We start from the raw sequence: 15508 nt of genomic DNA on the forward strand, positions 1-15508 counted from the left end.
CAATCCTCTCAGGTCAGTCGCAAATCAAAAAATTCAGGAGGCTGAACATCAACCTCAAATGGATTTCGTCCTTTAAGATCACGCTTCAAGTAGCGCTTGCAATCAAAATGTACCAGCAACCAGCAATACAGATCCTGGGTCACAAAAATGGCATCCCAGGGTTTATCCTCTTCGCGCATGCTTAACAATTGGTTACACACAAAGCAGCGCGCCATATTCGCCTCAACGGCCCGTTCAAACCAGATCAGTACAAACTGGTTCATATCATCTAAATTCATCATATCCAGTGACGATTCGGGATACCCGAATAAAACCGGATCGGGACATTCCCGAAAGTCGTGGCTGGCACGACTCAACGCAAGTAAAGGTGCACGAACAGAGATCTTTATTTCATCGTGCTCAGGATCATCCATTGCCGAAAGCACGTGGGTTAGCAGCAATCCTTCCCGGCCAAACCAGGATAATAGTTCATTTCTCATACTTATATTCTATAACACATCGTGCCCGCTATCCTTCAGGATGATTTGGGGGAAGGAATGGTTGTTGCGAGGACACCTCGCGCTCCTTCAGGGGCACCCCGCTTTCATCCTCAAGAGCACACACGCCAGAGCTGACGCTCTGGCACATTTTTTATATTATTGCGCAGAAATTGCTCTTTGAGCAATTTCTGCGCAATAATATAAAAAATAGAGGTTCCCGCCAGGGAACGCGAAAGCCCATACATATAGATGCTAGAGAGACAGGAAAAAAAGAGTGCTAAGAATGTATTAAAATACCAGGACAGCACTATCGATGTTCCTCTCATTAGCAAAGGCTTCAAAATGCATAGAACACAAACAGACCACAAAGCTGGCAACTGGCAACTACTCCTCATCTGGACAGGCATAGGGCTCCAATCATTTGGCGGAGGCGCCACCACCAATCTCCTGATTCAACGCGAGTTCGTAGAGAAACGAGCATGGATGACCATGGAAGAATATACCCATTACTGGAACCTCTGCTTATTTGCTCCCGGTATTAATCTCATAGGATTAACTATTCTCATTGGCAGGAAGTTAGGCGGAAAAACTGGTATTTTTGTCTCACTGCTCGGGCTCCTTTTTCCCAGTGCCACGATCACCTGTCTGCTTGCAGCCGGCTTTAAAGAGGTGGAACAGATGCACTCTGTGCAAGCAATTTTACAGGGAGTTGTACCGGCCACAGCAGGCATTATGCTACTGGTAGGTATCAGCTTCGCACAGCCACAACTTAAACGCGCCTATAAAGAGGGACCTTTGAATCTATTTATTAGCCTGGCCCTGATCGCCTTATGTACGCTGGCCATCATCCTACAGGTTCCTGTCTTCATTGTGCTGACCGTCACGGCCCTGCTGGGAGTACTCTGCTTTACTCGTCCCCTATTCCACACCCAGAAAGATGGTGAGCGCTAACATGATTGATCCAATCAGCTATTTCATGCTTTTCTTAAAAGCCACCGTCTTCTCATCTGGCGGCTTCAGCAATCTCCCCAGTCTGCATCAGGACCTTACCGCCAATCACTGGGCCAGAGACACAGATTTTGGCAACTCACTCTCAATCGGACAGATCAGCCCGGGTCCAAATGGTTTATGGGTGATCTGTCTGGGCTATTTAACCTATGGCTTTGTAGGTGCGCTACTGGCACTGATATCAATCACCATCCCGCCATTCTTTGTACTGGTGGTCGCCAACGTCTATGGGCGCATCGAAGATCAAGCCTGGGTACCGGGACTGATGCGTGGCATCTCACTGGCCGTGGTTGGAACATTTTTGACCGTCTTCTGGACTATCAGCAGCCGCTCAGGCACCGACTGGCGCAGCTGGCTGATCTGCGCCATCGCCTTTGGCCTGGTCTTTAGCCGCCGCGTCAACATCTTCCTGATCCTACTCATGGCCGCTATCGCTGGCTATTTTATTTATCGCTAGCCAGCAGCAGACAGAAAATAGAAAAGTTTGAGGGGTGGATGTGCACTACATAACAGTGCACATCCACCCCTCAAACTTTTACGAGCCGCAGGAGCGATACTGAGGTTCCGCCCTTGCGATTTTCAGACACACATGGATAAAACTACTGGCATTTGGTGCCATTAAAGGTAAAGGAGGTAGGATTGGTATTGGTGCTACCGGTGTTGGCGCTGAAGCCTACATCAATTGATGCACCAGCATTGACGGTACCATTGTAGGAGGCATTGGTGACAGTAACATTTGCCCCTTGCTGCGTTACAGTACCATTCCAGCCACTGGTAATTTGTTGTCCCGATGGGAAGGTCCAGGTCAAGGTCCAACCATTGATGGCTGATGAACCGGTATTGGTGATCATGACATCGCCATTGAAGCCACCAGCCCACTGGTTGGTAATGTTATAGGAGGCCTTACAACTTCCTCCGGTTGGCGTTGGTGTCGGCGTTGGCGTGGTGGTAGGAGTCGGTGTCACAATCGGTGTCGAGGTTGGCGTTGGCGTCACAATCGGTGTTGAGGTCGGCGTTGGGGTGGGCGTTGTAGAATTGTAACCAATGCTTACCTGACCGATCTGGGGACTCCAGGTCTGGCCGCCGGTATTGTTCCAGCGCATTTTGACATAACTGACATTGGTAAGGTTATTAAGACTATAGGTGTACTGTGGCCAGTTACCTGTAGTGTTCGTAACATCAGGAGTGGCAAGAGTCCAGTTTGTGCCATCCGAGGACGTGTAGACTGAGAATGGAGAGACAGCTTCATTGGGCCAGAAGTAGGTAGTGGCCTGGAATGAGACCATACTATCTTGTTTCCAGACTATCTCTTCATTAGTCTTTACGTTGTTACGATAAGCGCGTGAGGTATCGTTATTAAAGTACTGAGGATTGGTGTTATCAAAGGCCAGATTGGGAGTATGGCTGTAGGTTTTGCTCCAATCATTTAGAGGATCAACTGTAGTACTTGTACCACCACCGACATTACCCGATCCCACCTGATAGACAGGTGAGTAGCCGCCAGCTACAGCTGAAAGATTATAGCCACGCACACGATACCAGAGACTACCACCTGGCTGTGAAGAATCGGTCCAGGGTGTATTGTTGTCCGTGGCACAGCGATTGCAGACGACGGTCCAGGGGCCAGTACTACCAGCGGTTGAGCGCTCTACCGAATAGGTATCAGAGAGTGCGCCACCACGCCAGGAGATCTGTTTGCCTGAAACATTGGTGATTAATGGAGCATCTGGAATACCATCGGCTGGTGTAGAGAGGCCACGCATCTTGTAAGCATGGTTACGTAAAGCCTGGGCGCTACCACGCATATTTGAATCATCCCCAGGATAGTGCAAGGTGTAACCATCATTATGCTGAACATAACCATAATTATCATTGTGCGGGAAGAGAGACCAGAAGGTATCGCCAGAGGTAGCGTTATTCTCAATCGCGCTCAGGAAGGAACTTAATGAATCCCCACCGTTCCAGCCATATTCACCGGCATAGAAAACGCGACCGGCATTAGCGACCTTTTGAGCGAAACGATTTTCTTCAGAGACATTCATTGGATAATAGTGCTCAGTATACATATCTACATTTGAGAGGGAGAGCTCGGAGTCAGCCGGTCCACTATGGCCATCGAGCACGAGATGGTTGCTGTCAAGACCTTTGATGTAGTTCGCGATGGTCTGAGTCCAGCTATCAGGAGGCATAATCTCGTTTCCAGTTTCCCAGGCCATAATCGTTGGATCATTTTTCCAGGCGACCCCGGTGTATGTATTTACGTGATTGAGCAAGGTGCTAATGTACTGCTCAAAGTCGCCGATTACTGTGGAATTGGTATAAAATTGATTTTCGTCCGAGATACCACGCCAATCAGTAAAATTGTGTTTACCACCATGGAAATATTTCCAGTTATCGGTAAGAGGAAGGATCAGGCGTAGATCACGATCTCCGGCGGATTTGATCGCATAATCCATATGCTGCAGGGCCGTCTGATTGAATGTGCCAAGCGAGGGTTCAACACAAAGGCTACAGCCAGTAGAGATACCAAGGGAGTGGGAGCGGATGACGTTGGCACCCATCTCTTTAGCGGTTGTCAAACCATCATCAACGCGGAATTGGGTTGGATAGTTCACACCACCAACATTTTCATCCAGCCCAAGCCAATAAATATTACTGCCCGCGAAGCGAAAGGTGTTGCCATTTAACTTGAGTTGTGAGCCAGAACGGGTCACAAAACCACTGACTGAGGCGTGCGCAGGTGCTGACTGCTGCACTAAAATTTGGGTGAACGACAACAATAAAATAGAAGCCAGCGCTATCAGAATAGCAGGATGTACCAATCTCTTCATAAGATCGTCCCCTTTGACACTAGAGAAACATCTTTCCACGACCGGAAAAGGATGTACTGCGGTGGTGTTCTCCGTAAATACCACCTTATGGTTCGCCAATCATGATATCTATGGGGATATTTTCTGGTGAATCATCCTCAATGTTCATGAAAATGCTCTGCATACTGTTCAAAGAAATACTAGCACTTCTTTTTAAAATAAATATGAGCAATCTACCTATTATGAATGGTACTGTGTTATTCACATGGTAGTTTAATGAAATTTTACTCAAAGCATGTATGAAAGTCAATGAATAATTGTCAAACGAGCCTTATGTGAATAAAAAGTGAATAATCTTTTTCTCTCTTGTCAAATACTCTATGATAAAAGAGCATTTTTGTCGCTATCTATTATCTGGTATAGACAAAAGCGCCGCAGCTTATTCAATGAAATATTATTATTATTCATTGAATAAGCTGCGGCGCTTTTGTTTCAGCACTCGGGCACTAAAGTGCACCTATTTGTTAGTATGTGGGTGTAAATGCCGCGCTGGGCGCGGCATTTACACCCACATACTAACAAATAGGATTGTGCTGCAATTTACTAACAATAGAATTGTGCTGCAATTTACTAACAATAGAATTGTGCTGCAATTTACTAACAATAGGATTGCGCTGCAATTTACTAACAAATAGGTTTATGCTGCAATTTGTTAACGGAGTTATGATTTATCATCGGGGGGTTCGGATTGGTTTCTTTTTTGGAGCCAGGTGCGGATGCTGGCTTCTTTGCCCTGGTTGCCGGGTTCGTAGAAGCGTTTGCCGACGAGACGTTCGGGAAGATATTCTTGTACTTTGCCGGTAGGTGGTCGGTCGGGATCGTCGATTTGCATGTCTTTGTAGTAGTCGTGGGCGTATTTATACTCTTTACCGTAGCCGAGCTTTTTCATTAAGTCGGTGGGCGCGTTGCGGATCCATAGCGGTACTGGATCTATCTGGCCACTGGTGATCTCTGCGCGTATCTGGTTGTAGGCGTTATAGACGGCGTTACTCTTGGGGGCCGTGGCCAGATAGACGATGGCTTCGGCCAGAATTACGCCGGCTTCAGGCATACCAACAAAATGGACTCCTTGCTGGGCCGCGATACAGATAGATAGGGCTTGCGGATCAGCCAGACCAATATCCTCGGCCGCCATACGCACAATGCGACGTGCCAGGTAGAGGGGATCTTCGCCCGCTTCTAGCATGCGTATTAACCAGTACAGACTGCCATCGGGATCAGAGCCACGGACGGCTTTGTGCAAGGCTGAGATCATATCATAATGTTGATCTCCACCTTTATCGTATTGCAGGGCGCGGTGTTGCATGGCGTCTTCGATCATCTCAGTGGTAATCTCAACCGGCTCGCCAGTATCCTCAGGATCACCACTACCCAGTACAGCCAGTTCCAGCACATTTAAGGCGGTACGGGCGTCACCGTTCGCGAAGATAGCGATCTGGCGCAGGACGGTCTCATCAACTGTGACACGCCAGCGACCTAACCCGCGCTCACTATCCTGCAATGCACGCTGTAGCAGGCTAATCAACTGGTCCTCGTTTAAAGCATGCAACACAAAAACACGGGAACGGGATAGCAGGGCAGAATTGACTTCAAAGCTAGGATTCTCGGTGGTCGCGCCGATCAGGATGACCACGCCGCGCTCAACGTGCGGCAGAATGGCATCTTGCTGGGATTTATTGAAGCGATGGATCTCGTCCACAAATAGAATGGTTCGCTGGCCTGAAAAGCGATACTTTTTAGCTTCTTCCGCGATTTTACGTAGATCAGCCACACCAGCCGAGACGGCATTCAGACGAAAAAAATGGGCATGCGTCAACTGGGCAATCACCTCGGCCAATGTGGTTTTACCGCTACCAGGAGGTCCCCACAGGATCATAGAGGAGACCTTATCATTCTCAATCAGACGCCGCAACAATTTACCGGGTCCCAGAATATGCTCCTGCCCAACAATCTCATCCAGTGTCTGAGGACGCATGCGCGCGGCCAATGGTTCTCCAGGTGCACTCGCCTGGGTGGCGGCCTTGTTTTTCTTATTATTTGACTCAGCATCATTAGAGCCAAAAAGAGATCCTTGAAATACCATATTTTTCGCTTTTCATACATAGTAATAGATGAACATTCCGCTCTACAAAGTATCACATCTTTCGGGCTTTCTGGCAAGATAGCCAATTTGAAATGACACAAAACCGTAACACTTTTGGCATATTGTTGTGATGGCTGAAAGCTATGCTTTGGATGTCACAAAGAACTGTCTATCAAAAGTAATCATACATCGCATTCAATAGCATAGAGGAGAGAAGAAATGGCGGCATTCACCATGCAGCAGCAAGAAGGTTATCAGCAGAAGAATATGACCCGACAGACACTCAGCAATATGCTCTACCTGCTCTTATCGTTCCCGTTAGGCATCATTTACTTTGTATTGATGGTGGTTGGCCTGTCAGTGGGAGTAGGAACCATCATTATCTGGGTCGGCCTGCCAATCCTCTTATTGACGATGATTGGTCTGCGTGGGGTTGCCATGTTTGAGCGCGACATGGCTGCTCATCTACTCAATATTCCTATGCCCTATATCCAGCCTAACCGGGAGACCGAAGGTAAAGGCCGCCTACTACGCTGGTTACGCGCCTGCTTACGTGATTCGGTTACCTGGAAAAGCATCATTTATATACTGCTAAAGTTTCCCCTGGGCATCCTCTCGTTCGTGCTGGTGGTAACCTTACCAATAGTCTCCCTGGCATTAACCCTCTCGCCCCTGGTCTACCTGCTCAATACATATATTGATGGCTTCATCCATGCAGCTGGCTACAGTACACATAGCTACCTGCTGTTTGCAGAAACATATAATGGCATCTTCGATCCCATTATGTTTGCCCGCAGCTTTATCGCCGTACCAATTGGAATTTTACTCTGGTGGGGAAGTCGCGCCGTACTGAATGGTCTGGCCCAAATGTGTGGCCTGATGACACGCGCCATGCTTTGTCCCAGTCAAATCGACGCCACACCAAAAGATGATTATTATCATTCCCAGCACTAACAAAACAACACATGCTCTCATGCCAGTAAGAATTGGCGTGAGAGCATGTGTCCGTTTTAAAGGTTAACCAGAACAATACCAACAAAGATTACGAGAATACCCAGCCATTGTGTACGCAACAGACGTTCACGCAAGAAGATCCAGGCCAGCAAGACTGTCACCGCGCTATAGAGGGAGGATAACATAGTGACCAGAGATATTTGTCCCGGCTGCATACCGCTGGTATAAGCGAGATAGGCCATGGTATCAAAAAAGCCAACACCCAGTAGCAGCCACCAGACACTACCACGGGGAAAGGTCAAAGGTAGCTTCACAAACGGAGAACACACCAGAAGCACACATGGCGTCAACACACGAATAAACCAGACCGGGGTAATACCACCCAGTCCAGGAGTCACAAAAAATCCTAGCACCCAGAAAGTCAGTCCATATCCAAGCGAGGCCAGCAGAGCCAGGATGATACCCTGTTTGGAAGCGCCACGCCGGGGTAGTACAAAAAAGGAACGCCACGTCCGAGCCGGATCGGTAGCAGACGTTGAACAGAAAATTACACCCAGTAATACAAGGACAACAGCTATATTTTGTAGTGCGGTTAAGACTTCTCCGCTTAAAAAAGCCAGCACAACGGTGACGACCGCGTAACTGGCAGCGATCGGCGAGACCAGCGAGATGGTGCCAACCTCAAAAGCCCGGTAGAGCGCCAGCGAACTCACGATATTAAGCAATGTTGCCACAAGCGCCCAGATCCACGGTTGCCATGAAGCATGCGCAAAGACATGCTGTAGCTCACCGGTAATAAGCAAATAGATCGTCAAGCCAACGATACCCACGCATTGTAAGTAGCAAAGTGTCCGATACGTGCCGATACGGTGGGTCGCATAGCGCGCCAGAAAATCACCCAGGCCCCAGAAGACAGCCGCGATAAGCCCATAAAAAATTCCCATACAAGATATTCTATCATCAATATATGAGGTTTAAAAATAAAGCCCTCAATTGGAATATCGCAACTCATCCAACTGTTTTTATCGACAGAGGATACCTGTAATCAGTCTTAGTCATCGCAAAGAAATGGAGCCTTCTAGCATGTTGGATCTCACACAAACAAAAGATACGCATATTGATCAGCGCTTACGCCAGGAATTAATCATCTGGCTCGGGAGCGTCAAAAGCAATGGCCGCCCACACCTTGTTCCAGTCTGGTTCCTGTGGGATGGTAGTCAGATTATTATTTTGAGCCAGCCTGGCAATCAGAAGATTCGTAACATTCAGCATAACGCACACGTAAGCCTGGCCCTGGAGACCGTCAATGATGGAGAAGACATCATTGTCATTGAAGGGGATGCACAGCTTGTTGATAGCCCGCTGGACGAAAAAACCATCCAGGACTATGCCACCAAGTATGCGCCAAAATTACAAGGCATGGGTTGGAACATTGAGACCATGAGTAAAGATTATTCACAGGTCATCACCATTAAACCCACAAAATTCTTAAGCTGGTAAGTAGTATAAATTGAGAACGTGTCGTACTCCCACTCTCTTGGGGATGCATACAGCCAGCCGCACTCGGGCCCTAAAGGGCCCATGCTTCTTTTACGTGTGCTGTCAAAAATTGTTCGGAGAACAATTTTTGACAGCACACGTAAAACCGTTGGAGCGCCACAGGCGTGAAAAACGCTTAGCAATCCATAGATTTCATGGGAGTAAGACACACTCTGAGCAAAGGTGCGTAGTAATCCACTTCAAATACCGCTACGCGCCTTTATTTTATGCAGCAACCCGCGGTGGAGGGATATTTTTACCCAGAGCCATGGCATTCTCTAGCCATAACTCGATAACTTCTTGAGCGTTCTTGATAGCTTCCTCATAAGTATCGCCATGTGTAGAACATCCTGGAAGCTCGGGAACTTCGGCAATAAAGGCTTGATCTACATTACTCCATTGGATAATAACAGAATAGTGAATGGGGCTCATAGCTATTCTCCTAATTGAGCTAATGCGTTGCGTACCTTCTTTATTTGATACGGCTTAGCATCTTCTCCATCATGTCCAGAAAGGGTGACCAATAATCTATCATACCATAAGCTATTACAGACGACATCTATCTGTATAATGCCGCGTTAGCGTCTCCATATTGGAAAATTTTGCGGGGCTATCCGCTTTTTTGCTTGACGACTTGCCTGGATGGAAGATTTTTCTGAAATTTTTTAGGAAAAGCATACAAAATCTTGAGCTTTTTCGTGTAATGTTAAAGATAACGATATGTTTCAATGCAATGATAAAAAGGATAAATTTATGCGGGGAAAACGCTGGACTCTGGCTGGAGCGGCACTGGCGACCAGTTTTGTCTGTTTCACCACGACGTATCAAAGCTGGCGACGTAAGGAGTCGCTACGGCTCACAACCGATAGTGATATGATTATGACAGCCTTAGGACCGGTTGAGTATAGCTTGAGCGGTACCGGACCAGTCGTGCTTATCGCCCATGGATCTCCTGGTGGCTATGACATGGGACAGGCTTTCGCCAGGTTGTTTGGTAATGCCAACTTCACTTATCTTGCCGTTTCGCGCCCCGGCTATCTGCGTACACCTCTTGAGATTGCACCTACGCCTGAGGGGCAGGCGGATCTTTATGCGGCGCTACTAGATTCACTTGAGATCGAGCAGGCCAGCGTGGTGGGTATCTCTGGTGGCGGCCCTTCAGCGATCCAGTTTTCGTTGCGTCATCCACAGCGTTGTAGCAGTTTGATTATGATTAGTGGGGTGGCACAACACTATTCTGAACAGGAAATCTGGCAGCAATACTCCAAACCCAAGCGCATCTTCCGCTATCTGTATAACAAAATTCTGGCCTTTGATCCCTTCATCTACTTCATGTTACCCCTGGCCAGACTTCAGCCTGCCGGTGCGGTAGCAGCGGATCTTGTACGGACCACACTGCTGTATCCACGACGTAAACGCGGCTACGATAATGATATGCAGCAATTTGAAAAAATCACGCGCTATCCCCTGGCAGACATTCAGGCCCCCACTCTTATTGTCCATGGTACCAGTGATGATGAGGTGCTTTTCGCCGACGCCGAGTTGCTAGCCAGTCAGGTCCCACATTCTCAACTTCTGGCCATTCCTCATGGCAGCCACATGGCATTCTATACCCACGCCAATATCATTATGCCTGCGTTAGAAACCTTTCTCCAGCAGCATATGACACAAACGCAGCAGACCAACGTGATCAAGAAGATAAGCTAAAGTGTACTGACGGGATCAATGTCGATCTGCCAGTCGGGCGCTTCGATAACACGTAACAAACGATGCAGGTCGGGGCCGCGCACAATCATCTGCCAGTGATATTTACCACGCACACGCTCCATCAAGGCGGGTGCTGGACCCACAATATCAGTATCGACCAGCCCTAAACGCTTGATCCACTGCTGTAAGCGTTCATAAAGTAGCAGTGCTTCATTCTGCGAACGTTGACGATTCTCATGACTATAGGTAAATTTCACAAAGCGGCGGAACGGTGGATACTGATAGCGATAGCGCGAAGCGATCTCAACGCCATAAAAGCCATGATAATCATGGTGTGACGAGGTTTCGACACAAAAATGCTGCGGATTAAAGGTCTGGACAATGACCTGTCCTGCTTCAGGACCACGGCCTGCACGGCCCGCGACCTGTGTTAACAAGGTAAACGCCCGCTCAGTCGTAGAATAGTCGGGCAAACCAAGCGCAATATCGGCCGAGACCACTCCCACCAACGTCACACCTGGAAGATCCAATCCTTTAGCGATCATCTGTGTGCCAATCAGGATATCGGCCTGACGACTGGCAAAACGGTCCAGCAACTGTTCATGGGCGCGCCGATTGCGAGCCGTATCTCGATCCCAACGTAAAATACGCGCCTCTGGAAAGAGTCGCTCGATAGTCTCCTGAATCTTCTCGGTGCCCAGGCCAAAATAGCGAATACCTGAACTTTTGCACTGAGGACAGAATTGCAGTACTTTACTCTGTAAACCACAATAGTGACACAGCAAAATACGCTCGGTCGAGTGATAGGTCATGGGAATATCACAATGCTCACACATCACGGTATAGCCACAATCCCGGCAAAGCACACAACTGGCGGCACCACGACGATTCAAAAAGAGGATGGCCTGCTGCTTGTTTTCTAGCACCTTGGTAAGCTCTTCTTTCAGCCGTCGACTGATAATACTGGTATTGCCCGCATGTAGCTCGCTGCGCAGGTCGATGACTTCAACTGGTGGCAATGTGGCATTGATACGGCCAGGTAGTTCCACCAAGCGATAGTGTTCCTGTTCAGCAAAATAAAATGACTCGACCGCTGGCGTGGCACTACCCATCACGACTGGTATATTCAAAATATTGCCCAGCATCAGCGCCACATCACGGGCGTGGTACGATGGTCGGCGTTCAGACTGTTTATAGGCAGGTTCATGCTCTTCATCGATAATAATTAAACCCAGGTCAGGCAAAGGAGCAAAAAGAGCGGAGCGTGAGCCAATCACGACATCGACCTGTCCCGAGCGAATACGCCGCCATTCATCATAGCGCTCACCCATGCTTAATTCGCTATGGATGATCGCCACACGATCCGGAAAACGGCCCGCCACGCGTAAGACGGCCTGCGTCGTCAGCGCAATCTCAGGCACCAGAATAATCCCCTGCTTACCCTGAGCAATGATCGAAGCCAGAGATTGCAGGTACACCTCAGTCTTACCGCTACCGGTAACACCATGGAGCAAGATGGGGCGCAGATCATATTCATCACCAACAATACAATCCACGGCATGCTGCTGATCAGGCGTCAGGGACAACGGGGTTGTGGCCAGCGTTGTGCGTCCCAGTAATGGATCGCGACGGAGTTCGGCATCCGTGATCTCTAGAATGTGTTCACGCAAGAGCTGCTGTAACTGTGCCTGTGACATCCCACTGGCCTTACATAGCGCATTCGGCGACCAGTAGGCATTGGGATCAGTATTCTGCAGCAGCAGGTCTACAGCGGCCAGTTGATGTTGTGCCCACAAACTCTCTTTATCCGTTTTGCTTAACGTTAGTGTGGCGGTTGCGCTGACCGCTTCAGGAATAGCCCAGGGATTCTCAATCGTCTTCTGGCTTTTTTTGCCACCACGTTTGGGCTGCATGACATGATCAGGAATAACTGGCACAGGTACGGGTAAAGCATTATGTTGCGCGATCAACTCGGTACGCTTACGCCAATCTTCCAGGGCCTCACCACGGGCGATCAGTTTCACCACACGTTTGATGCGAGCTTTAGCACGTGGCGCATCCAGCTGTGAATCCTGTGAAAAGATATCCAGTTCACGGGCTTCTTTAAGCACCGCTTTAGCACGTTTAGGACCAAGCAGTTCTTTCAGGCGCTCAATATCGATGGTTCCTTCGGCCAGCAAGAGCCCCATCAGGGCTCGCAACTGCAGCGAACCACCTTCCATGGCCGCCTCAAGCTGCTGCTCATCCTTAGATGCCAGACGCAAGACTGCGCGCGAGCGTTGCATCAGTCCTGGTGGTAGCATCATCTGTGCCACATAGGCCAGAGGCGTCACATAGTAGTCTGCAATCCATTGTGCCAGGGCCATCTGATAGCCCTGCAAAGCTGGCTCGGCATCCAGAATAGTGTGGATCGGACGTAACTCCTGTCCCTGTTCCAGCTCAACCCACTCGTCCTGGCTGGTCGTCCACACGATACCTTCGACGAGCCGTTCGCCGTAGTGGACAGCTACCAGCTGACCCACACGCAATTCGGCCACCAGCTCATCAGGTACAACATAGGTGAGCAAGGAACGCTCACCTAACCAGCTGGCGGCCGATGTCAAAACATCAGCAAGCATAGGTCTTAACGCCTCTCAAACGCACGAGCCAGAGCGGTCAAACCAAAATGCACCATGGTTGGACGTCCATGGCAGCAGCTGAAAGGCGCTTTTGTCTGTTCCAGTTGCTCTAACATTTCCCGCATTTCACTGACAGTCAAAAAGTAATTCGCTTTAATCGCGGCCTTACAGGCAACATTGGCCAGGGCCCGCTCTTCCCAGGTCTCAGTATCCCCTAGACTTTCGGCCGAGGTCACTTCGATTAATAATTCGTGTAGCGAGCGCGCATTCATTTGCTTGACCAGCACACCGGGCACGGCGCGCACCTCTAGCGTACCATCACCGCTGTCGCTCGCTAGCTTAAAGCCAATCTCTTCCAGTTGTTGCTGATGTTCTTCAATAGCTTCCAGCTCATTGGGAGCCAGTTCAAGCTGCATTGGCGTCAACAGAAGTTGCGAGATTGGTGTGCGCGTCTTCAGTGAGGATACCATACGTTCCAGCAGAATACGCTCATGGGCCGCATGCTGATCAATCAGATACATGCCCCCCTCACCCTCGGTGACGATGTAGCTCTGTGCAACCTGTCCCACTACACGCAACCTGGGAAAATGGCGTGCCAGTTGAGGATCGACAACATTGATCCCTTGCTCAAGCATAGCCTCGTCTGGAGGCAACATCGCTACCTGTTGGGGCTGAACAACCGGCGTCGGAGTGGCCGGAACCGCTGCTGGTGGAGCCTCTTTACGGGCGGTATTGCGTTGGGACCAGAGCTGCTCGATCGGAGACATCGTCTCGTGTGGAGCTGCGACTTCAGTGCGTTCGGCTTCAAGCGCGACGCTGGCCGCTGGCTGTTCCTCAATGGGAGCTTCCTGCCGCTCTGGCCGGGTTTCCAGCGCGCCTGAATTGGAGCGACGAGACACCTCGGGAGCCTGTACATGACTTTGCCAGAGGCGTCCCAATAATGGGGGCCGAGTACCTGTCTCCTCTTCGGTCACTGTGAGCCAGGGATTATCGGCAGGAAGCGCACGTCCGGTGGTCGCGGCGATACCGGGGGCTGGCTGCTGACCACCACCTTTTTGGTAGACTTCACCCGTCTCCTCATCAACATCAAGATCACCCAGCGACTCTACCGCTTCCTGTTCTTGCTTTTGGGTACGGGCGGCAAAAGAACGCACTGGCGCACTGCCCTCCTGTTTGGGATCCCATTGGGGCATTTCCGGCTCTTCCAGCAGAGCAGCACGCACCCCACGCAGAATATTCGCGTAGACACGCCGCTCCTTCAAGAAGCGGATCTCTGTTTTGGCTGGATGCACATTCACATCCAGCATACCAGGATCAATCTGAATATTAATCACCGCAATCGGATGGCGGCCCGTGAGCAATAACGAATGATAGGCCCCTTCGACAGCGGATGTCAGCATACGACTCAAGACCCAGCGCCGATTTACAAAAAATGAGATATGTTGACGATTACTTTTATATGCGGTAGGTCGGCTCGTATAGCCTGTCACAACAGGATGCGTAGGATCATCTGGCTTCTCTTCTCCCTGCACTGGTACCATCTGTTCCGCGATCTGCAGGCCATACACTTCTATCAGTACACTGGAAAGCTGACCATCGCCGGGAGTTGAGAAGATCTGTCGTCCTTCGCTAAAGACGTTGAAACGAATCTCTGGATAGGCCAGAGCGTATTGCTCTAAAAGATGATGGCAGTGGCTTACCTCAGTGTTGCGGCTCTTAATAAATTTGAGGCGAGCCGGTACGGCACTAAACAAATTGCGCACCGTAATCATTGTTCCTTCTGGAGAGGCCGCAGCAGTTACAGCCGAAAGAATGCCATTTTGCGCGTTTATCTGTGAGCCCTGCTCGGTCCCACGTGGACGGCTCACCAGTGATACCTCGGCCACAGCCGCGATACTGGCCAGCGCCTCACCACGAAAACCCAGCGAGATAATGTGCTCTAAGTCATCTATATTGGATACTTTGCTGGTAGCGTGGCGGGTCAGAGCAAGAGGAAGCTCGTCAGCGGGGATACCACTACCATTGTCAGTAATGCGAATCAGTTGTAAGCCGCCATGAGTCAAATCGACACGGATCTGTGTAGCGCCAGCATCAATGCTATTTTCGATCAATTCTTTAACAACGGAGGCCGGCCGCTCCACCACTTCGCCCGCAGCAATTTTGGCAGCAACATCAGGTGCGAGTTGTTGTATGGGCATATCTACTCCACTCTACAAATCAGGCGGATCATGTTTCTCTACAAAGTTGGAT

12 protein-coding genes are annotated in these 15508 nt (G+C 49.5%); 5 read left to right on the forward strand and 7 right to left on the reverse strand.

The features are described 5' to 3' along the window. Positions 1-8: 8 nt before the first annotated feature. Positions 9-479, reverse strand: a complete 471-nt coding sequence (locus EL633_RS07650) for a hypothetical protein (protein WP_126626621.1) — start codon at positions 477-479, stop codon at positions 9-11. 342 nt (positions 480-821) lie between these two features. Here EL633_RS07650 and EL633_RS07655 point away from each other — a divergent pair, with 342 nt between their 5' ends. Further along, entirely contained in the window at positions 822-1430 is a 609-nt protein-coding gene (locus EL633_RS07655; protein WP_161982021.1) for a chromate transporter, read from the forward strand. Position 1431: 1 nt separating this feature from the next. After that, the gene (locus EL633_RS07660; protein ID WP_161982022.1) at positions 1432-1944 is read left to right on the forward strand and encodes a chromate transporter; all 513 of its coding nucleotides are present in this window, start codon (positions 1432-1434) and stop codon (positions 1942-1944) included. Positions 1945-2086: 142 nt separating this feature from the next. Here the strand turns inward: EL633_RS07660 and EL633_RS07665 are convergent, their stop codons facing one another. Beyond that, a complete protein-coding gene (locus tag EL633_RS07665; protein ID WP_246039102.1) occupies positions 2087-4318 on the reverse strand; it encodes a cellulose binding domain-containing protein in 2232 nt (743 codons plus the stop codon). A gap of 700 nt (positions 4319-5018) precedes the next feature. Continuing rightward, positions 5019-6440 carry a replication-associated recombination protein A gene (locus tag EL633_RS07670; protein WP_126626624.1) on the reverse strand — a complete coding sequence of 474 codons (1422 nt, stop codon included), beginning with the start codon at positions 6438-6440 and terminating at the stop codon, positions 5019-5021. A gap of 219 nt (positions 6441-6659) precedes the next feature. On the opposite strand from EL633_RS07670, the gene EL633_RS07675 reads away from it, so the two are divergent. Then, complete coding sequence (locus EL633_RS07675) at positions 6660-7394, forward strand: sensor domain-containing protein (protein ID WP_126626625.1); 735 nt, start codon at positions 6660-6662, stop codon at positions 7392-7394. A 56-nt stretch (positions 7395-7450) separates the two neighbouring features. On the opposite strand, the gene EL633_RS07680 is transcribed toward EL633_RS07675, so the two are convergent. After that, positions 7451-8338 (reverse strand): DMT family transporter, encoded by an 888-nt coding sequence (locus tag EL633_RS07680; RefSeq protein WP_126626626.1) that lies wholly within the window; start codon positions 8336-8338, stop codon positions 7451-7453. Between the two features lie 139 nt (positions 8339-8477). Between EL633_RS07680 and EL633_RS07685 the strand changes: the two genes are divergently transcribed. Beyond that, the gene (locus EL633_RS07685; protein ID WP_161982023.1) at positions 8478-8894 is read left to right on the forward strand and encodes a pyridoxamine 5'-phosphate oxidase family protein; all 417 of its coding nucleotides are present in this window, start codon (positions 8478-8480) and stop codon (positions 8892-8894) included. Between the two features lie 264 nt (positions 8895-9158). Here EL633_RS07685 and EL633_RS07690 read toward each other — a convergent pair whose 3' ends face one another. Next, positions 9159-9365, reverse strand: a complete 207-nt coding sequence (locus EL633_RS07690; RefSeq protein WP_126626628.1) for a type II toxin-antitoxin system HicB family antitoxin — start codon at positions 9363-9365, stop codon at positions 9159-9161. A gap of 321 nt (positions 9366-9686) precedes the next feature. On the opposite strand from EL633_RS07690, the gene EL633_RS07695 reads away from it, so the two are divergent. Then, the gene (locus EL633_RS07695; RefSeq protein WP_161982024.1) at positions 9687-10640 is read left to right on the forward strand and encodes an alpha/beta fold hydrolase; all 954 of its coding nucleotides are present in this window, start codon (positions 9687-9689) and stop codon (positions 10638-10640) included. On the opposite strand, the gene priA is transcribed toward EL633_RS07695, so the two are convergent. Further along, entirely contained in the window at positions 10637-13258 is a 2622-nt protein-coding gene (priA, locus tag EL633_RS07700; RefSeq protein ID WP_126626630.1) for a replication restart helicase PriA, read from the reverse strand. The genes EL633_RS07695 and priA overlap by 4 nt on opposite strands. A gap of 5 nt (positions 13259-13263) precedes the next feature. Then, on the reverse strand, positions 13264-15456 hold the full coding sequence (gene mutL, locus EL633_RS07705; RefSeq protein WP_126626631.1) for a DNA mismatch repair endonuclease MutL: 2193 nt from the start codon (positions 15454-15456) through the stop codon (positions 13264-13266). Positions 15457-15508: the final 52 nt, after the last annotated feature.

Source organism: Dictyobacter alpinus (genome assembly GCF_003967575.1).
Lineage (GTDB): Bacteria > Chloroflexota > Ktedonobacteria > Ktedonobacterales > Ktedonobacteraceae > Dictyobacter > Dictyobacter alpinus.